This is a genomic window from Bradyrhizobium sp. in8p8 (assembly GCF_000426845.1).
Classification (GTDB): Bacteria; Pseudomonadota; Alphaproteobacteria; order Rhizobiales; family Xanthobacteraceae; genus Bradyrhizobium; species Bradyrhizobium japonicum_C.
Map to the genome: position 1 here is coordinate 78149 of NZ_AUGD01000003.1, position 20140 is coordinate 98288.

Annotated in this window: 23 protein-coding genes; 16 read left to right on the plus strand and 7 right to left on the minus strand. The window is 65.0% G+C overall.

The window, feature by feature from the left end:
* Positions 1-196 precede the first annotated feature (196 nt).
* Together K408_RS0110445 and K408_RS0110450 are read left to right on the plus strand one after the other, a co-directional pair.
* A complete protein-coding gene (locus tag K408_RS0110445) occupies positions 197-898 on the plus strand; it encodes an RluA family pseudouridine synthase (RefSeq protein ID WP_024338846.1) in 702 nt (233 codons plus the stop codon).
* 191 nt (positions 899-1089) lie between these two features.
* Positions 1090-2202: a DUF2336 domain-containing protein gene (locus tag K408_RS0110450; protein WP_024338845.1), complete on the plus strand. Its 1113-nt coding sequence runs from the start codon at positions 1090-1092 to the stop codon at positions 2200-2202.
* 199 nt (positions 2203-2401) lie between these two features.
* Here K408_RS0110450 and mtaB read toward each other — a convergent pair whose 3' ends face one another.
* A complete protein-coding gene (mtaB, locus tag K408_RS0110455; RefSeq protein WP_024338844.1) occupies positions 2402-3655 on the minus strand; it encodes a tRNA (N(6)-L-threonylcarbamoyladenosine(37)-C(2))-methylthiotransferase MtaB in 1254 nt (417 codons plus the stop codon).
* Complete coding sequence (gene dapF / locus K408_RS0110460) at positions 3655-4530, minus strand: diaminopimelate epimerase (protein WP_024338843.1); 876 nt, start codon at positions 4528-4530, stop codon at positions 3655-3657. Before dapF ends, mtaB begins: the two co-directional genes overlap by 1 nt.
* 243 nt (positions 4531-4773) lie before the next feature.
* Here dapF and K408_RS0110465 point away from each other — a divergent pair, with 243 nt between their 5' ends.
* Positions 4774-5535, plus strand: coding sequence for a GyrI-like domain-containing protein (locus tag K408_RS0110465; RefSeq protein WP_024338842.1), 762 nt, complete (start codon positions 4774-4776; stop codon positions 5533-5535).
* 5 nt (positions 5536-5540) lie between these two features.
* Positions 5541-6248 (plus strand): SIMPL domain-containing protein, encoded by a 708-nt coding sequence (locus tag K408_RS0110470; RefSeq protein WP_024338841.1) that lies wholly within the window; start codon positions 5541-5543, stop codon positions 6246-6248.
* 193 nt (positions 6249-6441) lie between these two features.
* Here the strand turns inward: K408_RS0110470 and K408_RS0110475 are convergent, their stop codons facing one another.
* Entirely contained in the window at positions 6442-7422 is a 981-nt protein-coding gene (locus tag K408_RS0110475; RefSeq protein WP_028145859.1) for an MBL fold metallo-hydrolase, read from the minus strand.
* Positions 7423-7789: 367 nt separating this feature from the next.
* On the opposite strand from K408_RS0110475, the gene ffh reads away from it, so the two are divergent.
* The 7 genes from ffh to K408_RS0110510 all read left to right on the plus strand — a co-directional run bounded on the left by ffh (position 7790) and on the right by K408_RS0110510 (position 13743).
* Entirely contained in the window at positions 7790-9337 is a 1548-nt protein-coding gene (ffh, locus tag K408_RS0110480) for a signal recognition particle protein (protein ID WP_024338839.1), read from the plus strand.
* A gap of 85 nt (positions 9338-9422) precedes the next feature.
* Entirely contained in the window at positions 9423-9755 is a 333-nt protein-coding gene (gene rpsP, locus K408_RS0110485; RefSeq protein ID WP_024338838.1) for a 30S ribosomal protein S16, read from the plus strand.
* 9 nt (positions 9756-9764) lie between these two features.
* Positions 9765-10316, plus strand: coding sequence for a ribosome maturation factor RimM (rimM, locus tag K408_RS0110490; protein ID WP_024338837.1), 552 nt, complete (start codon positions 9765-9767; stop codon positions 10314-10316).
* Between the two features lie 33 nt (positions 10317-10349).
* Entirely contained in the window at positions 10350-11105 is a 756-nt protein-coding gene (trmD, locus tag K408_RS0110495) for a tRNA (guanosine(37)-N1)-methyltransferase TrmD (protein WP_024338836.1), read from the plus strand.
* 109 nt (positions 11106-11214) lie between these two features.
* Positions 11215-11598, plus strand: coding sequence for a 50S ribosomal protein L19 (gene rplS, locus K408_RS0110500; protein ID WP_024338835.1), 384 nt, complete (start codon positions 11215-11217; stop codon positions 11596-11598).
* 435 nt (positions 11599-12033) lie between these two features.
* Positions 12034-13440, plus strand: coding sequence for a 3-isopropylmalate dehydratase large subunit (leuC, locus tag K408_RS0110505; RefSeq protein WP_024338834.1), 1407 nt, complete (start codon positions 12034-12036; stop codon positions 13438-13440).
* Between the two features lie 93 nt (positions 13441-13533).
* Complete coding sequence (locus K408_RS0110510) at positions 13534-13743, plus strand: hypothetical protein (RefSeq protein WP_024338833.1); 210 nt, start codon at positions 13534-13536, stop codon at positions 13741-13743.
* Between the two features lie 115 nt (positions 13744-13858).
* Here K408_RS0110510 and K408_RS0110515 read toward each other — a convergent pair whose 3' ends face one another.
* Entirely contained in the window at positions 13859-14422 is a 564-nt protein-coding gene (locus K408_RS0110515) for a hypothetical protein (protein ID WP_024338832.1), read from the minus strand.
* 173 nt (positions 14423-14595) lie between these two features.
* On the opposite strand from K408_RS0110515, the gene K408_RS0110520 reads away from it, so the two are divergent.
* On the plus strand, positions 14596-14895 hold the full coding sequence (locus K408_RS0110520; protein WP_024338831.1) for a DUF1330 domain-containing protein: 300 nt from the start codon (positions 14596-14598) through the stop codon (positions 14893-14895).
* 9 nt (positions 14896-14904) lie between these two features.
* Here the strand turns inward: K408_RS0110520 and K408_RS37930 are convergent, their stop codons facing one another.
* Together K408_RS37930 and K408_RS0110525 are read right to left on the minus strand one after the other, a co-directional pair.
* On the minus strand, positions 14905-15165 hold the full coding sequence (locus K408_RS37930; RefSeq protein ID WP_035697995.1) for a hypothetical protein: 261 nt from the start codon (positions 15163-15165) through the stop codon (positions 14905-14907).
* 53 nt (positions 15166-15218) lie between these two features.
* Positions 15219-15500 (minus strand): hypothetical protein, encoded by a 282-nt coding sequence (locus tag K408_RS0110525; RefSeq protein ID WP_024338830.1) that lies wholly within the window; start codon positions 15498-15500, stop codon positions 15219-15221.
* Between the two features lie 157 nt (positions 15501-15657).
* Between K408_RS0110525 and K408_RS0110530 the strand changes: the two genes are divergently transcribed.
* From K408_RS0110530 to K408_RS0110545, 4 genes are all read left to right on the plus strand, one after another.
* Positions 15658-16056, plus strand: a complete 399-nt coding sequence (locus K408_RS0110530) for a metallopeptidase family protein (RefSeq protein ID WP_024338829.1) — start codon at positions 15658-15660, stop codon at positions 16054-16056.
* A gap of 164 nt (positions 16057-16220) precedes the next feature.
* Positions 16221-16826, plus strand: coding sequence for a 3-isopropylmalate dehydratase small subunit (gene leuD, locus K408_RS0110535; protein ID WP_024338828.1), 606 nt, complete (start codon positions 16221-16223; stop codon positions 16824-16826).
* An 80-nt stretch (positions 16827-16906) separates the two neighbouring features.
* On the plus strand, positions 16907-17692 hold the full coding sequence (locus tag K408_RS0110540; protein WP_024338827.1) for a glycosyltransferase family 32 protein: 786 nt from the start codon (positions 16907-16909) through the stop codon (positions 17690-17692).
* 273 nt (positions 17693-17965) lie between these two features.
* Positions 17966-18385 carry a DUF6455 family protein gene (locus K408_RS0110545; protein WP_024338826.1) on the plus strand — a complete coding sequence of 140 codons (420 nt, stop codon included), beginning with the start codon at positions 17966-17968 and terminating at the stop codon, positions 18383-18385.
* Positions 18386-18403: 18 nt separating this feature from the next.
* Here K408_RS0110545 and K408_RS37935 read toward each other — a convergent pair whose 3' ends face one another.
* Entirely contained in the window at positions 18404-19885 is a 1482-nt protein-coding gene (locus K408_RS37935) for a tetratricopeptide repeat protein (protein WP_024338825.1), read from the minus strand.
* Positions 19886-20140: the final 255 nt, after the last annotated feature.

Genomic DNA, 20140 nt, shown 5'->3' on the forward strand with positions numbered 1-20140 from the left:
CGATTCGAAGTTCCTACTCTCTTGCCGCGCGTTCGGTTAGGAACTTCAAATCGAAGAGCGGCACGAGAGATGTTTTCTTGCCATTGCGGCTTTTGGATTTGGCATTCGCTCCGCGCTTGCGGCAAACACCAAGCGAATGCCAAATCCGCCGCACTGGTGTGTTAGCCGTTCCGGCGATTAAACGAAAGTCTTGCAAGTGCTCGATGTTCCCGAATTGACCGCTGACGAGATTTTGTCGCGCGTACTCCATCGCGACGGTTTGATGCTGGTCATCAACAAGCCGGCCGGCCTGCCGGTGCATCGCGGCCCCAAGGGAGGCCCCAACCTGGAGCATTCCTTCGACGCGCTGCGGTTCGGCCTGCCGCGGCCGCCGGTGCTGGCCCACCGGCTCGACAAGGACACGTCCGGCTGCCTCGTGCTCGGCCGCCACCGCAAAGCCACGGCGTCCCTCGGACTGCTGTTCAAGCATGGCAAGATCGGCAAGACCTACTGGACCGTGGTCGAGGGCGGTCCCGCGGAAGACGAAGGCACGATCGACATGCCGCTCGGCCGGCTCAATGCCGAACGCGGCTGGTGGCAGAAGCCGGACCCGGAGGGGCAGAGGGCCATCACCAACTGGAAGGTGTTGGGCCGCGGCGGCGGCCTGACCTGGCTCGCCATGGAACCCGTGACCGGCCGGACGCATCAATTGCGGGTGCATTCAGCCGAGAGCGGTTGGCCAATCTTCGGCGATAACATTTACGGCAACGGACCCCGCTTCGGCGAGCCGCGCCTGCACCTGCATTCCCGCGAGATCGTGGTCCCGATCTCCCGGAACAAGGAGCCGGTCCGCGTCGTGGCCCCGGCCCCGCCGCACATGCACGAGAAGCTCATGGCCTGCGGCTGGAACGGGGAGTAGCGGCGCGCGCCGCCGTCGTTCACCTCTCCCGCTTGCAGAGAGAGAGAGAGAGAGAGCGCCGACGGCCTTCGTGGCGGTCATCGAACCTGATCCGAACACCTCCGGCCATGGTTTACCAAACCTTCAGCGCTCGCCTCTAATGATAGCGGCTGCTTAGAAAAGCTTCCGTAACCGCTCAGGACGAGCCGCGCGTGACGACCAAGGCCGGGCTATCGATCATCGACGAGGTCGAATCCGCGATACGCGCCGGCTCGGCAGAGAAGGGCCTGGCAACGGCCCGCCGCGTCACCGACCTGTTCCTGTCTTCCGCCGGCAGCTTCGACGACGAGCAGATCGCGCTGTTCGATGACGTGCTCGAACGCCTGATCGGCACCATCGAGCTGCGCGCCATCGCCGACATCGGCGCGCGCGTGGCGCTCGCCGAGATCAGCGCGCAGCTGGCGCCGATCGCTCAGGCGCCGCCGTCCGTGATCCGCCGCCTCGCCAACAATGACGAGATCCGCATCGCCGGTCCCGTGCTGCAGGAATCCGCCCGCCTCGACGACGCCGAACTCGTGAAGATCGCCTCGAGCAAGGGCGAGGCGCATCTGCTCGCGGTCGCCGGCCGGTGGTGGCTGAAGGAGATCGTCACGGACGCGCTGCTGGCCCGCCGCTACCCCAGCGTCAGCCGGCGGCTCGCCGCCAATCCGGGCGCGCGCGTCTCGGGCAACGGATTTGCCGTCATCGTCGGACAGGCCGAAAGCGATCCGGAGCTCGCCGTCAGCGTCGGCGTTCGCGTCGATCTGCCGTCGGATCTGCGCCGCCAATTGCTGCGCTCGGCAACCGATGCCGTGCGCACCCGCTTGTTGTCGCGCGCCCCGCCGCATCTGTTCGAGGAAATCCAGAGCGCGATCGCCGCCGTCACCATCGGTGTCGCGCGCGAAATGTCGGGCGTCCGCGATTTGGAAGGCGCCAAGCGCGCCGTTGCAAATCTCAAGGCCGCCGGCCAGCTCGATGAGCCGACGCTGCTCGGATTTGCCAGACAGCGGCGCTACGAGGAGACGATGGCGGCGCTGGCGGCATTGTCAGGATCGACGGTCGAGGTGATCCGTCCGTTGATGCAGAGTCTGCGCGAAGACGGCCTGCTGGTGCCTTGCAAGGCCGCGCAGCTCCGCTGGGAGACGACCGTGGCCGTGCTCGAAAGCCGTTTTGCAACGGGTGCGATGAAGCCGGCGGATCTTGCAAGAGCGCAGGGGCTCTACGCAAGAATGACGACGGAGAATGCCAAGCGGACGCTGCGGTTCTGGCAGGTAAGGGCGTCGTAGACTCGTCTGAGGCAAACGCGGGAGTCGCGCGTTCTTCCCTCTCCCGATGCGGGAGAGGATGGCTCGTCGCGAAGCGGCGAGGCGGGTGAAGGGTCTCTCTCCGTGAGTCCGGCTCTCATTTGAATTCTTGGAGAGGGACCCCTCATCCGGCGCTTCGCGCCACCTGCTCCCACAAGGGGAGAAGGAAGAGGCCAGTCGACTATGTGGTGAGGCGCTCGCCGTCAGTGCTGGCAATTCTCAGCGGCACGATGCTTCCGACCCGCTCGCCAGCCACGGCCACCGGCAGATAATGCTCCGTGCGTCCCTGCCCGGCGCTCTCGATCAGCACGTCGCGCGTTGCACCGACCTCGGCCCGCAGCCGCTGCCGCAGTGCGGCTTCACCCGCTGCACGCAGCCGTTTGGCTCGTTCCTTGATCGCACCGCCGGCAACCTGCGGCATGCGCGCGGCCGGCGTACCGGGCCGCGGCGAATAGGGAAAAACGTGGAGGAAGGTCAGGCCGCATTCTTCGACGAGGTCTAGCGAGCGCGCGAACATCTCCTCTGTCTCGGTCGGGAAGCCCGCGATGATGTCGGCGCCGAGGGCGATGTCCGGGCGCAGCCGGCGGACCGTCTCGCAGAACGCGATGGCGTCATTGCGCGAATGCCGCCGCTTCATGCGCTTCAGGATCATGTCGTCGCCCGACTGCAGCGACAGATGCAGATGCGGCATCAACCGCGCATCGCCGGCGATGGCATCGAGCAGGTCGTTGTCGGCCTCGATCGAATCGATCGAGGAGATGCGCAGGCGCTTCAGCTCCGGCACGTGCCGCAGGATCTGCTTCGTCAGCATGCCGAGCTTCGGCGCTCCCGGAAGGTCTGCACCGTAGCTGGTGAGATCGACGCCCGTCAGCACGATCTCGGCATGGCCGCGCTGGGCGAGCGTCCGCACCTGCTCCACCACGGCGCCCATCGGGACCGAGCGCGAATTGCCGCGGCCGAACGGAATGATGCAGAAGGTGCAGCGATGGTCACAGCCGTTTTGCACCTGCACGAACACGCGGGGCAGGCCGCTCGCATAACCGTCGACGAGATGCGGCGCCATCTCCTTCACCGACATGATGTCGCTGACGGCGATCTTCTCGCCGGCGTCGAGATCGAAGGCGTCGCGGGCCTCGCGCCAGGCTTCGCCGCGCATCTTGTCGTCATTGCCGACGACGCGATCGACCTCAGCCATGTCGGCGAACATCCGGCTTTGCGTCTGTGCCGCGCAACCGGTGACGACGATGCGCGCGCCTGGCCGCTCGCGCTTCAATCTGCGGATCGACTGGCGCGCCTGCGCCACAGCCTCGTTGGTGACAGCGCAGCTGTTGATGACGATCGTGTCGGAAAGGCCTGCACCTTCCGCCTTGCGGCGGATCACCTCGGCCTCGAACGCATTGAGGCGGCAGCCGAAGGTGACGACCTCGACGCCCATCATCCGACCGGCGCAAACAGCGCCGGATCGAAATTGCCCTCATATTCGAAGGTCGCGGTCCCCGTCATCAACACGTGGTCGTCGCGCTCGCGCCATTCGATGCCGAGCTTGCCGCCTGGCAGCGTGATCTCGACCTTGCGCTCTGCGCGCTTCAGCCGCGCCGCAGCGACCGCCGTAGCGCAAGCTGCCGACCCGCAAGCCTTGGTCAGGCCCGCACCGCGCTCCCAGGTGCGGATCGTGATGTGCTCGCGATCGACGATATGAGCGAGCGTGATGTTGGCGCGCTCCGGGAAGATCGGATGGTTTTCCAGGAGCGGGCCGAAGCGGCTGAGATCGTAGGCGTTGACGTCCTCGACCCAGAAGATCGCATGCGGATTGCCCATGTTCACCACGGAGGGCGAATGCAGGATCGGATTGTCGATCGGCCCGATCTGCAGTTCGATGTAGCGCGTGTCGCGAAATTCTTCCGCCAGCGGAATATCCTGCCAGCCGAATTTCGGCACGCCCATGTCCACGGTGTAGAGATCGGCCGCCGGACCCTGCCAGGCATTGAGCAGGCCGGCGGCCGTCTCGAAGGTCGCGGTGGTCTGCCCGGTCTTCTCGAAGATGCGGCGCACCACGCAACGCATGCCGTTGCCGCAGGCGCCGGCCTCCGAGCCGTCGTTGTTGTAGATGCGGATGAAGGCTTCGGTGCCGTCCAGCCGTGGCTTCTGCAGCACCATGAGCTGGTCATAGGCGATGCCACCTCGCGCAGATGCCACCGCGCGGGCGTCCTCCGGCGTCACCCCGCCAGCGGAATCGCGCATATCGACAACGACGATCTCGTTGCCGATGCCATTCATCTTGGCAAATGCGTGGTTGGCCAGCGCGCTCATGAAAATTCCCGAATTTCGCCTGCCTTATATGGCGATCCTCGGCGGCTTGGCCAGTGATTTGCGGCGCTGCCGAGACGCCTGCCATGACGCATCTGTCATGGGACGAATTCGGCGCCCGCGTGTTAGAACGGCGCAGTTCGCGCGAACCGGGACGCACGGGCGGGCGCCAGGATGGATTTTGACCTTGGTGGGCAGGGTCTTGATGGGCAAGGTCTTGGCAGCCAAGGTCTTGGGGAGAATAAAATGTTCAGGTTTCGTCGTCTCGCTCTGGCCGCACTGATCCCGGCAGCCGCCTTGTCGCTTGGCCTGTCCCATGCTCTGGCGCAGAGCCCGGCGCCCGCCGCGTCGGTCAGCCCCTCGCCGGCCCCGACCGCCTCGCCCTCGCCGGCGGCAAGCGCCTCGCCCGCCCCCGTTGCGACACCTTCGCCAGCGGCCAGCGCCTCCCCCGCTCCTGCGGGATCGCCATCACCTGCCGCCAGCGCCTCGCCCAGCCCGACGGCGCCACCGCCTGCCGCGGCCGCCACGCCTGCGCCGGTGCAGACCGCCGATCCCTTCGGGCTGGAAACCACGCTCGAATCCAGGAAGGTCGTGATGGTCAAGGGCACGGCCAATTGGGACTCGGCCTTCGATACGCTGATCGACGCCTTCAAGGCGCTGAACACGCTGCTGGACAAGCAGGGCATCAAGCCCGCAGGGAATTCGATGATCGTCTACACCTCGACCGACGACACCGGTTTCACCTTCCTCGCCCAGATCCCGGTCGACCAGGATCCCAAGAATCTGCCCAAGGACATGAGCATCGGCAAGTCGCCCGAAGGCAAGGCGCTGAAATTCGTCCATCGCGGCTCCTACGACAACATGGACAACACCTATGAGGCGATCACCAATCACCTCGACGACAAGAGGCTGGAAGCCAAGGACACGTTCATCGAGGAGTACCTCACCGATCCCCTGAAGACGGCCGAGGACAAGCTCGTGATCAATGTTTTCGTACCGCTTAAGTGAGACTGATGAAAAAGCCTGCCCTGCTTGCCACCGTCTTCGCCACTGTCCTTCTGACGGCGCCCGCACGCGCCGACGATTTTCCATCCGCCATTACGGTGAGCGGCGAGGCCAGGATTTCCGCGGCCCCCGATCTCGCGCAAATCGATGCCGGCGTCGCCAACGACGCCAAGACGGCGAAGGAAGCCTCCGATGCCAACAACGCCGCGATGGGCAAGGTGCTGCTGGCGCTGAAGGGGGCCGGCATCGCCGAGAAGGACTACCAGACCTCGCGGCTGTCGCTTCAGCCGCAGTACGGCCAGAACAAAGCCACCGGCGCCTCGCCCGTGGTTGGCTTCCGCGCGAGCAACCGCGTCACCGTGAAGATTCGCGATGTGGCCAAGGTCGCAGCCATCATCGATACGCTGGTCGGCGCCGGCGCCAACGACATCGGCAACATCTCGTTCGAGGTAACACAGGCCTCGAAGCTGCTCGACGACGCGCGCGAGCAGGCAGTTGCGGACGCTCGCCGCAAGGCCGATATCTACGCCAGGGCTACCGGCGTCACGCTGGGCGCGCCGCTCAGCGTCTCGGAAGGCGGCGCCCCGGTGCCGCTGTTCAAGACGCGGATGGCCGAACGGATGGCCGCAGCACCGCAGGCCGCAGTCGCACCCGGCGAGGAGACGCTGTCGGTGACTGTCAATGTGAGCTGGGCGATCAAGCCGAAGGAACCGTAGGCCGTAGGGGGCACGGTGCCGCAACACCATCGGTGTCGCCCCCGCGACGGCGGGGCCCATAGCCACAGGGGGCGGTGTGGCGCAACGCTGGCAATTCCGCGTCTTCGCCAAACATCTCCCTCCGGCTATTGGTCCCGGACTCGGGACTTCGTCGCGACCGGGGACGACGAGCTGTATGGTGGCAAGAGCGGAGCTAGATCTCCACCACCTGCCCAGGCTTCATCGCGACGAACCGCTGCTGCGGAATCTCTGCCGCATCCAGCGCCTCGAGCAGCGCCTTGGCCGGCGCGTCGATCGCCTCGTCCGTCAGCTGGAACGTGCCGTGATGATGCCCGAGCGCGGCTTCAGCGCCGCAATCGAGCAACGCCTTCACGGCGTCTTCCGGATTCATGTGCTGGTCGCGCATGAACCAGCGCGGCTCGTAGGCCCCGATCGGGAGGATCGCCAGACGCAGCTTCCCGTGCCGCTCGGCGATGCGACGGAAATGCCTGCCGTCGCCATAGCCGGAATCGCAGACGACGTAGATTTTTCCGGCCGGCGTCTCCAGGACGAAGCTCGCCCACAGCGCCTTGTTGCGGTCGAACAGGCCGCGCGCGGTCCAGTGCCGCGTCGGCACCAGATGCACGGCGATGCCGCCGCCGAGCTCGATGCGGTCGTGCCAGTCGAAGGCTTCGACCTGGATGGTGGGATCGGCGCCGCGCATCGTGACGTCGTTGCCGAGCGGGGTGACCACGCGCGGGGCAAAATTCTTGGCCAGCCGCGACAGCGTCGCGATATCCAGATGATCGTAATGTCCGTGAGAGACCAGCACGACATGGATTTGCGGCAGCTTCTCGAAGGCGATGCCGGGATCGTTGTGCCGCCTCGGTCCGGCGAAGCTGACCGGCGAAACCCGCATCGACCAGACAGGATCGACGAGGATGTTGAGACCGCCGGCCTGGATCAGCCAGCTGGTGTGGCCCACGAAGGAGAGACGCACCTTGTCCCCCTCGACGCGCGCCGGCGGCGTGTCCGCATGGGGGCTCGGCGCCCATGCGGGCCACTTCGCGCGCTGCCTCTTTCCGCCGAACTGCCAGCGCAGCACCTCACGAAGCGATTTCGGCGGCGCGCCGTCGGGGTCGAAGAAGTGCTGACCATTGAAATGATCGGAGGCGGGGCCGTCATAGGTTTTCATGCGGGACATCCAGAGGGAGCAGTCCAAGAGCCGGAGGGCGGGTGGGCGGCAAAGCAGGCGTCCTGGGGCAGCCCGGACGGTAAGACATCACCGGCTATATGGGCCGGCCCGGCAGAAAAGGAACCCATCGCCAAAAGCCTCACATTTTCAGCATCTTGCCTTGGCACCGGCGCCCCGCCCCCTAACTTTCCTTGACTTTTGGGCGTGAGCGGCGTTTAACCCCGCCACTTTCTCGGAAAGGCTTTCTTTTCGACCCGCCGACTGGCCCTGGAGGCCGGAGGTCAACGCCCGACAGCGCTGTGCGCCCTCGGGCGCAAAGGTGTTTGGAAGATCGCTTCTTTAGCGAGCAGGACAAAGGACAACGGCATTGTTCGACAATCTGTCGGAACGGCTTGGTGGCATTCTCGATCGTCTGACGGGGCGCGGTGCGCTGACCGAAAAGGACGTCGACGCCGCGATGCGCGAGGTGCGCCGCGCGCTGCTCGAGGCCGACGTTGCGCTCGAAGTCGTGCGCAGCTTCACCGAGCGGGTCCGCGAGCAGGCGATCGGCGCCACCGTGGTCAAGTCGGTCACGCCGGGCCAGATGGTGGTCAAGATCGTCCATGACGAGCTGGTCAACACGCTCGGCGCCGAAGGCCAGGCCATCGACGTCAATTCCGTGCCGCCGGTGCCGATCATGATGGTCGGCCTGCAGGGCTCCGGCAAGACCACCACCACCGCAAAGCTCGCCCGCCGCCTGGTCCAGCGCGACAAGCGCAAGGTCCTGATGGCCTCGCTCGACGTCTACCGCCCGGCCGCGATGGAACAGCTGGCCGTGCTCGGCCGCGACCTCGACATTCCGACCCTGCCGATCGTGGCGGGACAGCAACCGCCGCAGATCGCCAAGCGCGCACTGGAAGCCGGCAGGCTCGGCGGCTACGACGTCGTGCTGCTCGACACCGCCGGCCGCACCACGCTCGACGAAGAGATGATGGCGGAGGCAGCCGCGATCAAAGCTGCGGCGAATCCGCACGAAGTGCTGCTGGTCGCCGACAGCCTCACCGGCCAGGACGCCGTGAACCTCGCGCGTTCGTTCGATCAGCGCGTCGGCCTCACCGGCATCGTGCTGACCCGCGTCGACGGCGACGGCCGCGGCGGCGCTGCCCTGTCGATGCGCGCGGTCACCGGCAAGCCGATCAAGCTGCTCGGCACCGGCGAAAAGACCGACGCGCTGGAAGATTTCCATCCCGATCGTATCGCCGGGCGCATCCTCGGCATGGGCGACGTGGTGTCGCTGGTCGAGCGCGCCGCCGCCAACATCGACGCCGAAAAGGCCGCGCGCACTGCCGAGCGCATGCGCAAGGGTCAGTTCGACCTCAACGACATGCGCGAGCAGCTGCTGCAGATGGCGAACATGGGCGGCATCAGCGGGCTGATGGGCATGATGCCCGGCATCTCCAAGATGAAGAACCAGATCGCGGCAGCCGGCATCGACGACAAGATCCTGAAGCGCCAGGTCGCAATCATCGATTCCATGACGCGCGAGGAGCGCCGTCATCCGGATCTCTTGAAAGCGAGCCGCAAGAAGCGCATCGCTGCAGGCAGCGGCCAGAGTGTCGAGCACGTCAACAAGCTGCTCAAGATGCACCGGAACATGGCCGACGTGATGAAGGCCATGGGCTCGGGCAAGCGCGGCCCGCTCGCCGGCATCGCCCAGGCGATGGGCTTTGGCGGCGGCATGAAGCCTCCCTCTCCGGAAGAGATGAAAGCGCTTCAGGAGAAGATGCAGAGCGGCGGCGGACAGGGCCTGCCGAACCTGCCGAAGGATCTGCCGGCTGGTCTTCGCCAGGGTCTGCCCAACCTTCCTGGACTGACCGGGCTGAGCGGCAAGCCGACGCTGCCGGGCCTCGGCGGTTTCCCGGGCAAGAAGAAATGAGGAATTCGTCGCACGGGATCGCATCGGTCTCACGCGACGCGGAATACCAATCAACCGAACAAACTGTACTTTGAAGGAGAACCAAATGTCCGTCGTTATCCGCCTCGCCCGCGCAGGCACCAAGAAGCGTCCCGTCTATCACGTCGTCGTCGCCGACTCGCGCTTTCCGCGCGACGGCCGATTCATCGAGCGTCTCGGCCATTTCAACCCGCTGCTGCCGAAGGACAACGAGACCCGCCTCAAGCTCGACATGGACAAGGTGAAGGCCTGGCTCGCCAAGGGCGCGCAGCCGTCCGACCGCGTGGCGCGCTTCCTCGATGCTGCCGGCGTCAAGAAGCGCGAAGCGCGCAACAATCCGGAGAAGGCCGTGCCGCGCAAGGAGCGCAAGGCGCAGGCCGAAGCCGCCGCGAAGAGCTAAGGCCACGACATGTCGGCGCTGGTCTGCGTCGCGCGGATCGGCGCCGCGCATGGGGTGCGCGGTGCGGTCAAGTTGTGGACCTTCACCGAAGATCCGTTTGCCGTGAAGCGCTATGGCCCGCTGCTGTCCAAGGACGGCCGGCGCCAGTTCGAGGTCGCAACGGCGCGCGAGGCGAAAGATCATCTGGTCGCCACGTTCAAGGGCGTCACGACCCGCGATGAGGCCGAGCGCCTCAACGGCATCGAGCTCTACGTCCCGCGCGAAAAGCTGCCCGCGACCGACGAGGACGAATATTACCACACCGACCTGATCGGGCTCGCCGCCGTCACCACCGATGGTGATGCGCTCGGTCGTGTCGTAGCGATCCAGAATTTCGGCGCCGGCGACATCATCGAAATCGCCCCGCCCAAGGGCCCGACGCTGCTGCTGCCGTTCTCGAATGCCGTGGTGCCGGAGGTCGATCTCTCCGGCGGCCGGCTCGTGATCGCGCTCCCGCAGGAGATCGAGGGTGAGGACGAAGATGCCTCGCCAAGTCCCCCTCGCGAAGAGGGGGGCCCATAACGACAGGTCGTGGTTTTGGTTAAGCTGGCTGCAATGGCAAATCCCTCACCCTGGCGAGCGACCGTGCTGACGCTGTTTCCGGAGATGTTTCCGGGGCCGCTCGGCGTGAGCTTGGCCGGCCGGGCGCTTGCGGCCGGCATATGGGAGATCGAGGCGCGCGACATCCGTGCTTCCGCCACCGACCGCCACCGCAGCGTCGACGACACCCCGGCCGGCGGCGGGCCGGGCATGGTGCTGCGGGCGGATGTGCTGGCCGCGGCCATCGATGCCGCCGAGATCGGTCCGGACCGCCCCCGCCTGCTGATGAGCCCGCGCGGTCGGCCATTGACCCAGGCCCGGGTTGCGGAACTTGCCCGCGGCCCCGGCCCCCTGATCGTCTGCGGGCGGTTCGAGGGGGTCGACCAGCGGGTGATCGACGGGCGGGGCCTGCAGGAGGTCTCGATCGGCGATTACGTGCTCTCGGGGGGCGAAATCGCCGCTTTGGCCCTGATCGACGCCTGCGTCCGGCTGCTGCCGGGGGTGATGGGCAAGGAAGCCTCGGGAACTGAGGAGAGCTTCTCCGATGGCCTGCTCGAATACCCACAATATACCCGGCCGCAGCTGTTCGAGGGGGTCCCGATCCCGGAGATCCTGACCTCCGGCGACCACGCCAAGGTCGCGGCCTGGCGGCGGGCGCAATCCGAGGCCCTGACGGCGGCCCGGCGGCCGGATTTGTGGGCTCAAATCCCAAGCAAGCCCCCGAATCGAGCCGGTCGCCAAAAAACGCCAAAAAACAAGACAGACGGGTGACAAACGCTCCGGCTTGCCTTATAGGACCGGCCACATCCGCAATGGCTGGATAGACGAATTTCGCGCAGCCCCCGTTCTGAAGGCTGGGCGCGCCGATGGAGATTTACCCATGAACCTGATCAAGCAGCTCGAGCAAGAGCAATTCGACAAGCTGTCCGCCGGCAAGACCATTCCGGAATTCGGCCCCGGCGACACCGTGATCGTCAACGTGAAGGTGGTTGAAGGCGACCGCACCCGCGTGCAGGCCTATGAAGGCGTCTGCATCGGCCGTTCCGGCGGCGGTCTCAACGAGAGCTTCACCGTCCGCAAGATCTCCTACGGCGAAGGCGTCGAGCGCGTGTTCCCGGTGATGTCGCCGATGATCGACTCGATCAAGGTGGTGCGCCGCGGCAAGGTGCGTCGCGCCAAGCTCTATTACCTCCGCAATCTCCGCGGCAAGTCCGCCCGCATCGTCGAGAAGACCGAGCACGCCAAGGCTGCCGTCAACGAGTAAGCTTCGCCATCCGGCAAGTTTCGAGAAGCGCGGGGCCTGGCTCCGCGCTTTTTTGTTGCGCCGGCTGTCATTGCGAGGAGCTCGTGACAAAATTGCGTAGCAATTTTGCACTGATGCGACGAAGCAATCCAGACGGTCTCCGCGGGTGCATTTCTGGATTGCTTCGCTGCGCTCGCAATGACGCGTTGAAGCTCTCGCGCTTTGACCGCTGCGTGCTATATAGCCTCTAGAATGTTTCCAGATCCGACCAGCCTCGCACCCGTCAAGCGCATCGTCATCGACGATCGCTCGCGGCTGCCTGGGCGGTTCTTCGGACGCTTCGCGACCTCGGCAACGTCAGAGCTTATTCGCGCAGCCTGAGAGGCTGCGCTGACGTCTTTTTGCCCCGCGCGATTTGCGCACATCCGCTTCACACATTCTTCGGAGCTCAAGCTCATGTCCAAGCCGACCACCCTGTACGACAAGATCTGGAACGACCATCTGGTGCACGAAGCCGAGGACGGCACCTGCCTGCTCTATATCGACCGCCACCTGGTGCACGAAGTGACCTCGCCGCAGGCGTTCGAAGGCCTGCGCGCCACGGGCCGCAAGGTGCATGCGCCCGAGAAGACGCTCGCCGTCGTCGACCACAACGTGCCGACCACCGACCGCACCAAGCCGAATCCCGATCCCGAGAGCATCGAGCAGATCAAGGCGCTGGCCGAGAACGCCAAGGAATTCGGCATCGAATATTACAACGAGTTCGACAAGCGCCAGGGCATCGTCCACGTCATCGGCCCGGAGCAGGGTTTTACGCTGCCGGGCACCACCATCGTCTGCGGTGACAGCCACACCTCGACGCATGGCGCGTTCGGCGCGCTCGCCCACGGCATCGGCACGAGCGAGGTCGAGCACGTGCTGGCGACGCAGACGCTGATCCAGAAGAAGGCCAAGAACATGCGCGTCACCGTCGACGGCAAATTGCCGGACGGCGTGACCGGCAAGGACATCATCCTGGCCATCATCGGCGAGATCGGTACCGCGGGCGGCACCGGCTACGTGCTGGAATATGCCGGCGAAGCGATCCGCGCGCTTTCGATGGAAGGCCGCATGACGGTCTGCAACATGTCGATCGAAGGCGGCGCGCGCGCCGGCCTGGTTGCGCCCGACCAGAAGGCCTACGATTTCCTGCGCGACCGGCCGAAGGCCCCGAAGGGCGCGGCCTGGGATGCGGCGATGCGTTACTGGGAGACACTGCGCTCCGACGAGGGCGCGCATTTCGACCACGAGCTGCGCCTCGATGCGGCAAAGCTGCCGCCGATCGTGACCTGGGGCACGAGCCCTGAAGACGTCATCTCCGTGACCGGCATCGTGCCCGATCCCGACAAGATCGCGGACGAGGCCAAGCGTATCTCCAAGCATCGCGCACTGAAATATATGGGCCTGACGGCGGGGACGAAGATCACCGACATCAAGCTCGACCGCGTCTTCATCGGCTCCTGCACCAACGGCCGCATCGAAGATTTGCGCGCGGCAGCCAAGATTGCCGAAGGCAAGACCGTCTCCGCCAACGTCAACGCCATGGTCGTGCCGGGCTCCGGCATCGTGAAGGAGCAGGCGGAAGCCGAAGGTCTCGACAAGATCTTCATCAAGGCCGGCTTCGAATGGCGCGAGCCAGGCTGCTCGATGTGCCTTGCCATGAACCCGGACAAGCTGAAGCCGGAAGAGCGTTGCGCCTCGACCTCGAATCGCAACTTCGAGGGCCGTCAGGGCTTCAAGGGCCGCACGCATCTGGTATCGCCGGCGATGGCCGCGGCGGCGGCGATTGCCGGCCACTTCGTCGATGTCAGGGAGTGGCGCTAGGCCACTTCCTGCAATTGTAACGATCGCGGCAAACCGCCGTTAAACGGTCCCCTGACACTCTCGTCCTCGCGATGATTTCGCGAGGACGCGCCCATGGCCACCAAGCCGGAATATGTCGATCTGATCAGCGAGGCCACGCGCCAGCACCGCCGGCGCGCAACGCCGCTGCGCATCGTCGCCAAGCCGGAGGTGGAGGAGACCTCAAGGCTCAGCCGCTGGCCGCCGGCGTTGTTCCGGCAATGGAAGCTCGAGAACTTGATGCGCTGGAAGGCGTCGTCGTGGAAGCTGAGGGACTGGCTTTAGCCGCAGCCTCCGTCATGCCGGGCTCGTCCCGGACATCCACGACCTCGTTGTGCCGCGCCAGGAAACGTGGATGGCCGGGACAAGCCCGGCCATGACGCTGCTCGAACAGCTCACATCACCAATAGTACCGGTACGGATAGCGCCAGCGCGGCCAGTGGCAGACGCGGCGCGGGCCGTAATAAGTCCAGATGATCCGGCAGCGGCGGGGATAGTGGTAGGACGGATAGTAGCCGCCGACATAATAGGGCCGGTAGACGTGACGATGGCGGAAGTGCGGGCGATGATGGCCCCAGTGACGGTGATAGCCGCCATATCCGCCGTAGCGGAAGCCGTGATGTCGATAGCCGACGTGCCTGTGATGAAACGCGGGTGCGGCGCGGAAGCCGCCGATATGGCCGCCGCGGAATCCGCGGCCATGGAAGCCGCCGACATGTCCTCCGCCGCGATGGAAGCCTCCTCCATGGAATCCTCCGCCGTGAAAGCGATGTCCGCCGGGTCCTTGGCGAACCTGCGTGACGAGATCCTCCGTCGCGGCCTTGGCGGCGGGCGACGTCGCCGGATTGATCAAGGTCAGCGCTTCAGCGCGACGCGCGGTACCGGCCGACAGCATCAGTGTCGCAGCGGCGGCGAGCCCGAGCAGGCGCATCGGCCCGGCCCGACGGCCAAATATCCTCAGCATGGAATTCTCCCTGAGTCCGGACAGCAGGGCTGCGATGCCTTTCGGCCGCAGCATTGCTGTTTCAATGACGGTCGCTCCCAAGATTAAATTGCGGACAGCGACGTGAACGCGCCATGAATGAACGGCACTGCGCTCCGCGATGCGACGCAGTGCCGCGACGAGGGATTTTGCAGATGAGTGTCTACGCCATTGCGCAATTGAAGATGACGGACCGCGCGGCCTATGACCGCTATCAGGCGCGGTTCTTCGAGGTGTTCAGGAAGTACAACGGACGGCTGCTCGCCGCCGATGAACGTCCGCGCGTGCTCGAGGGCGTATGGCCGCACGACAAGCTCGTCATGATGTCGTTTCCCGACGAGGCCGCGTTCCTCGCCTTCTCGACCTCGCCCGAATACGAAGAGATTTCGCGTGATCGCAAGGCCGGCGCAGAGGCGACCGTGCTGCTGGTCAAGGGATTTGCACCCGCAGGATAGCGCGACGCCTCACCAGAACGGCCCATAGCCGAACACGAAGGGTGCCGGCACGCCATAAGGATAGGGACGATAGTAGACCGGCCGCGCATAATAGCGTGGGTCACGGCGGAGGACAGGCCGCGCGAGGTCATGGGTTCGCGTGTGTCGCCGTGCATCGAAAACCGCGATCCCCGCCGAAGCTTCCGGAATGACCCGCCTTTGCGCCGCGGAAGCGTGGGGCAAACCGGCGGCAAGTGCCACGGCGACAGCTAGTGCGATCCATCTCGTCACGGCGGGCTCCGCAAGGCCACCACGCCGCTCGATGGCGTGGGCATTGAACGACGTCAGCCGCGGCGCCAGTGGCAGCTGACGCGCGGCACGATCACTGTGCCGCTCGGCCGGTACTCCTGCACATAGGTGGCGTTGCAGACGCGGACCGCGTCGGGGCCGGGATTGTAGCGGGGATAGACACCGTCGGGGCTGTAATAGGGCGTCACGCGCAGTCGCGCCGGGGACCGCTTGCGTGGCGGGGGAACTTCGTTAGGCGAGACCACCTGGGCCACCTGGATCCCGGAACTGGCGGTCTGCGCCTCGGCGCCAACGCAAAGCTGCGAAAACAACCCAATGCACAGTAGAATCACCGCCGTTTTCGCTCGCATTTTTCCGCCCACCTGAAACGTCCCGTCGACGGCCCCCACGCTCCCCGTTTTGATGGCGCCCGTCAACCTCGCCGCGCTTATATAGCCGGATGCATCGCGGCGGAACCCGCGCTAAGAGGTGTGCATGTGGACGGAATTGAAAGCACCCTCGCTCGCCGAGATGGAAGCGATGGCTCACGATGTGTTCGAGCGCCTGCCGACGGAGTTCCGCAAGCTCTGCGAGGGGGTCATCATCCGCGTCGACGACTTCCCGACCGAGGAGGTCCTGAACGAGATGGAATGCGAGAGCGAGTTCGACCTGCTCGGCCTGTTCCAGGGTGTCGGCCTGCCCCAGCAGAGTCTTGGCGACATGGCGCGGCTGCCCAACATGGTCTGGCTCTACCGGCGGCCGATCCTGGACTATTGGGCCGAGCACGACGAAAGCCTCGGCCACATCGTCCGCCATGTCCTGATCCACGAGATCGGCCACCATTTCGGCCTGTCGGACGACGACATGGAGGCGATCGAGGCCAACGCGGAGTAGGACGGTCTCGGTTCACCTCTCCCCGTGGGGAGAGGTGAAGCCCGATGCCGCACCGGGCTCGCCTCAACCCGCCAAGCAGACTAGCCCTGCCCAATTCGGCCTAGGATTTCCGGCCCGATCGCGATAAATACCGGTTCCCTGAACCACGTGCGGAAAGCGCAACCATGGACAAGTTCACCACGCTGGAAGGCGTCGCGGCGCCGCTGAAGATCATCAATGTCGACACCGACATGATCATCCCGAAGCAGTACCTCAAGACCATCAAGCGCACCGGCCTGGGCAAGGGTCTCTTCTCCGAGCAGCGCTACAAGGACGACGGCAGCGAGAATCCGGACTTCGTGCTCAACCAGCCCGCCTATCGCAACGCCAAGATTCTGGTCGCCGGCGACAATTTCGGCTGCGGCTCGAGCCGCGAGCACGCGCCCTGGGCGCTGCTCGATTTCGGCATCCGCTGCGTGATTTCGACCTCGTTCGGCGACATCTTCTACAACAACTGCTTCAAGAACGGCATTCTGCCGATCCGCGTTGCCCAGGAAGACCTAGACAAGCTGTTTGACGACGCCGAGCGCGGCGCCAACGCGACGCTGACGATCGACCTGCCGAACCAGGAGATCCGCGGCCCGGACGGCGGCAAGGTGAAGTTCGAGATCGATCCGTTCCGCAAGCACTGCCTGATCAACGGCCTCGACGACATCGGTCTCACCATGGAGAAGAAGGCCTCGATCGACACTTATGAGGAGAAGCTCAAGCGCGAACGCGCCTGGGCCTGATATCCGTTTCCCGTTCAAGCCCCGGTGCTGCAAGCGCCGGGGCTATTTCTTTGCTCCGGTTGTACCGTATAGCTCCGCGCATGCTGCCCGAGATCGTCACCTTCTGGCATGGCCCGATGGACGCGCTGCGCCAGACCTGCCTGCGCTCGCAATTGGCTGCCGGGCACAAGGTCACGGTCTACAGCTTCGACACCATTCCCGGCCTGCCTGCCGGCGTCGAGAATGCCGATGCCGAAGCGATCCTGCCCCATGCGTTCTCCGAACGGTTGCGCCCGCCGGAGCCGGACGGTAGCTGGCGGGACTGGACCATTCTGCAGTTCAGCGACTTCTTCCGCATGAGGCTGATGGCGAAAGGACTGGGCTTGTGGCTCGATGCCGACGTGCTGCTGCTGAGGCCGATCGAGATCGATTCGGCAAAACCCTATTTCGCGTGGGAGCGGCCACGCCAGCTCGGCAATTCCGTGATCTACCTGCCGGCGGAGCACGGCATCGTGCGCGCGTTCGAGGAGCTGATGGAGCAGGAGGAGCTGACGCCGAACTGGTTGTCGGTGCGCCACCGCGTCACCTTCATGATGCGCCGCCTGCGCGGCGGCTCGAACCGGCTCTCCGACATCCGCGTTGCGATCTACGGCCCCGCGGCGCTCACCGCGCTCGCGCGCCGCACCGGTGAATTGCAGAACGCGCTGCCGAAGCAGTCGTTCTACGCCGTGCATGCCGAGCCGAAACTGTTCTTCGATCCTTCGAGCTATCTCGGCCTCGTGACCGATCCCGCCATCATCGGCCTGCACATCTCGCCCAAGGGCCGCGGCGGCGAAAAGCCAATTCCGGGCAGCCTGTATGCGTGGGCGACGGAGCGGTTTGGGTAGCTCTGCCTGAGTGATCGCGTGCCAGCGAAAGAGGCCGTCATGCCGGCTTGTCCCGGGTATCACGTCCTTCGTACTGCACATTGAGACGTGGATGGCCGGGTCGAGCCCGGCCATGACGATGTGGAAGGATCTGCGCCTTACACGCGGTCATCTTGCCGCATCGGGGGCAGAGAACAGGGTTTTTGCACCCCTTCCCACTTTGATCCAGCGCAACGCGCTCCTGCAGCATTGTGCTTAATTGGCTCCAGTTCCGCCGTCCGAATGGAGCTTTCCATGAGCACCGCAAGCAAGCCCTATCCCATCGTTCAGGACCTCATCGACTCCTTTGCCGGCTGGCTGAAGCATCGCCGCGAGGTGAACGAGATGCGGCAGCTCGATCGCGCCGATTTCGATCGGATCGCGAATGACCTCAGGATCGCGCCTGACGATCTGGAGGAGCTGGTCCGTCACGGCAGGCATGCCGCCGACGAGTTGCCGAAGATGCTCGAGCAACTCGGCATCAATGCCGAAGGGCTTGGCCGCGCGCAGCCGCTGCTGCTCCGCGACATGGAGCGGGTCTGTTCGCTCTGCGAGCACAAGGGCCAGTGCGACCGCGATCTCGCCGACGGCACCGCTGCGGAGAACTATCACGGCTATTGCGCAAATGCCTCGACGCTGGATTCGCTCAATCGCGCCGATCTCGCACCGCGCTGAGCCGCAGCTCCTGCGGCGTCATTTGCCGGCCACGAAATAGAAGTCCTGCCGGCCGGAGATCGAGCCGTAGCTGAACGGCTTTTGCCTGCGGCCGGTCGCTTCCATGACGTCGTCGCGAACGAAGTCGAACAGCCTGCGGACTTCGAGGCCCGGCGTCGGAAGATTCTTGACGAACGCTGCCGCGAACGGACTGTTGCTCCCGTCACCGTCGAGCGCGGTCTCGCCGTCCTTGGCGGCGTAAACCACCAGCGTGCCCGCCTCCGGCTCGACCGGCGCAAGACCTCGCGACACCGAACGCGACGCCACCGTCATCGTGCGCTTCATCTGGGCCGCGAACGGGTTGTCGCGGCAGGCATCGAGGATGACGAGGCGCAGCTTCCTGGCGCGCTCTGCCGCATTGAGGACCTGATCAACCGGCACGGCTTCGAATCCGATTTCGCGATCGGCGGCGATCCTGGCATCGATCGGAATGAGATAATTGACGCCCCCGACCTCCATGCCATGTCCGGCATAATACACGACGGCCCAATCCGCCGTTTCCGCACGAGCCGCGAACTCGCGCAAGGCGCTCACCAAGGCATCCTTGCGGAGATTGGTCACGAGCGTCACAGATTCGAACCCGGTGAGCTTCAAGACATCGGCGACGAGGCTTGCGTCGCGGACGGGGTTCGGAAGCGCGGCGACGTTCTCGTAAGCCGAATTGCCGATGACGAGAGCGATGCGACGGTCTCCCGTCGACGCGTCGGACGTTACGACGGCCGGGGCGGCGCTGGGTTTCTCGACCAGTATTGTCGACGGCCGCGGTGAAGGCAGGACGGCAAGCCGCTCGCGCGCCTTGTCCTGGGCCCATTTGGTGACACCATGCCGCAATCCCAGCGTGGCATTGAAGTCAGCCCTGGCTTTGGCGAAATCGCCGCGCTTCTCATAAGCCAGCCCGCGATTGACGTAGGCGTTGGCATAAGCGGGATCGACGCGTATCACGTCCGTGTAGTCGGCAATGGCTCGGTCCGTGTCGCCCTTGCTGGCGTAGGCGTTCCCTCGGTTGAAATACGCGTTCGCATTCGCGGGCTGCAGGCGGATCACTTCCGCATAATCGGCAATGGCGCGATCCCTGTCGCCCTTGTTGCTGAAGGCGTTGCCTCGGTTGTAGTAGGCATTCGCATAGGCCGGATCGAGCCGGATCGTGGCCGTGTAGTCGGCGATGGCGCGATCGTTGTCGCCCTTGTTGCTGTAGCCGTTGCCTCGGTTGTAGTAGGCGTTCGCGTGCGCCGGATCGAGTCGGATCGCCGCGGTGTAATCGGCTATGGCGCGCTCGTTATCGCCGCTCGCGGCATAAGCATTCCCGCGATTGTAATAGGCGTTCGCGTCCCTGGGATCTCGCCGTATGGCATCCGACGCAGCAGCAATCGCCGGGTTCGCGTCGCCTCTGACGCGGTCAATAGCGGCAGCGGGGCCAGCGAGAACAAGGAGTGCAAGGCAATAGATGAATTTGCGAAGCATGCGAATTCCCACTCGTTATGACCGGGGGACTGAAAGCAGCATTTAAACGACGCAAATTTATCGGAGCAACTCTGCGGAATGTGTGACCTGGATCACAGCAATGTCCGCATAACGAGCCAGCGGCAGCTGCAGTGCGCAGCAACCGGCAGATCCGGTCCGGGGGGAGACCCGGGACGAGATCGTCAGCGGCGGTCGGTGGAGACGCGAACGGCTGCTCTACCGCAACGCAACACGGCGTGCTTCTCATATCGTCCC

Coding starts and splice junctions, on each gene's coding strand:
- mtaB (WP_024338844.1), bottom strand. CDS start 3,655: ATGGGCGTCGAGGTCGTCACCTTCGGCTGCCGCCTCAATGCGTTCGAG.
- dapF (WP_024338843.1), bottom strand. CDS start 4,530: ATGAGCGCGCTGGCCAACCACGCATTTGCCAAGATGAATGGCATCGGC.
- K408_RS0110465 (WP_024338842.1), top strand. CDS start 4,774: ATGTTCAGGTTTCGTCGTCTCGCTCTGGCCGCACTGATCCCGGCAGCC.
- K408_RS0110470 (WP_024338841.1), top strand. CDS start 5,541: ATGAAAAAGCCTGCCCTGCTTGCCACCGTCTTCGCCACTGTCCTTCTG.
- K408_RS0110475 (WP_028145859.1), bottom strand. CDS start 7,422: ATGAAAACCTATGACGGCCCCGCCTCCGATCATTTCAATGGTCAGCAC.
- rpsP (WP_024338838.1), top strand. CDS start 9,423: ATGTCCGTCGTTATCCGCCTCGCCCGCGCAGGCACCAAGAAGCGTCCC.
- rimM (WP_024338837.1), top strand. CDS start 9,765: ATGTCGGCGCTGGTCTGCGTCGCGCGGATCGGCGCCGCGCATGGGGTG.
- trmD (WP_024338836.1), top strand. CDS start 10,350: ATGGCAAATCCCTCACCCTGGCGAGCGACCGTGCTGACGCTGTTTCCG.
- rplS (WP_024338835.1), top strand. CDS start 11,215: ATGAACCTGATCAAGCAGCTCGAGCAAGAGCAATTCGACAAGCTGTCC.
- leuC (WP_024338834.1), top strand. CDS start 12,034: ATGTCCAAGCCGACCACCCTGTACGACAAGATCTGGAACGACCATCTG.
- K408_RS0110510 (WP_024338833.1), top strand. CDS start 13,534: ATGGCCACCAAGCCGGAATATGTCGATCTGATCAGCGAGGCCACGCGC.
- K408_RS0110515 (WP_024338832.1), bottom strand. CDS start 14,422: ATGCTGAGGATATTTGGCCGTCGGGCCGGGCCGATGCGCCTGCTCGGG.
- K408_RS0110520 (WP_024338831.1), top strand. CDS start 14,596: ATGAGTGTCTACGCCATTGCGCAATTGAAGATGACGGACCGCGCGGCC.
- K408_RS0110530 (WP_024338829.1), top strand. CDS start 15,658: ATGTGGACGGAATTGAAAGCACCCTCGCTCGCCGAGATGGAAGCGATG.
- leuD (WP_024338828.1), top strand. CDS start 16,221: ATGGACAAGTTCACCACGCTGGAAGGCGTCGCGGCGCCGCTGAAGATC.
- K408_RS0110540 (WP_024338827.1), top strand. CDS start 16,907: ATGCTGCCCGAGATCGTCACCTTCTGGCATGGCCCGATGGACGCGCTG.
- K408_RS0110545 (WP_024338826.1), top strand. CDS start 17,966: ATGAGCACCGCAAGCAAGCCCTATCCCATCGTTCAGGACCTCATCGAC.
- K408_RS37935 (WP_024338825.1), bottom strand. CDS start 19,885: ATGCTTCGCAAATTCATCTATTGCCTTGCACTCCTTGTTCTCGCTGGC.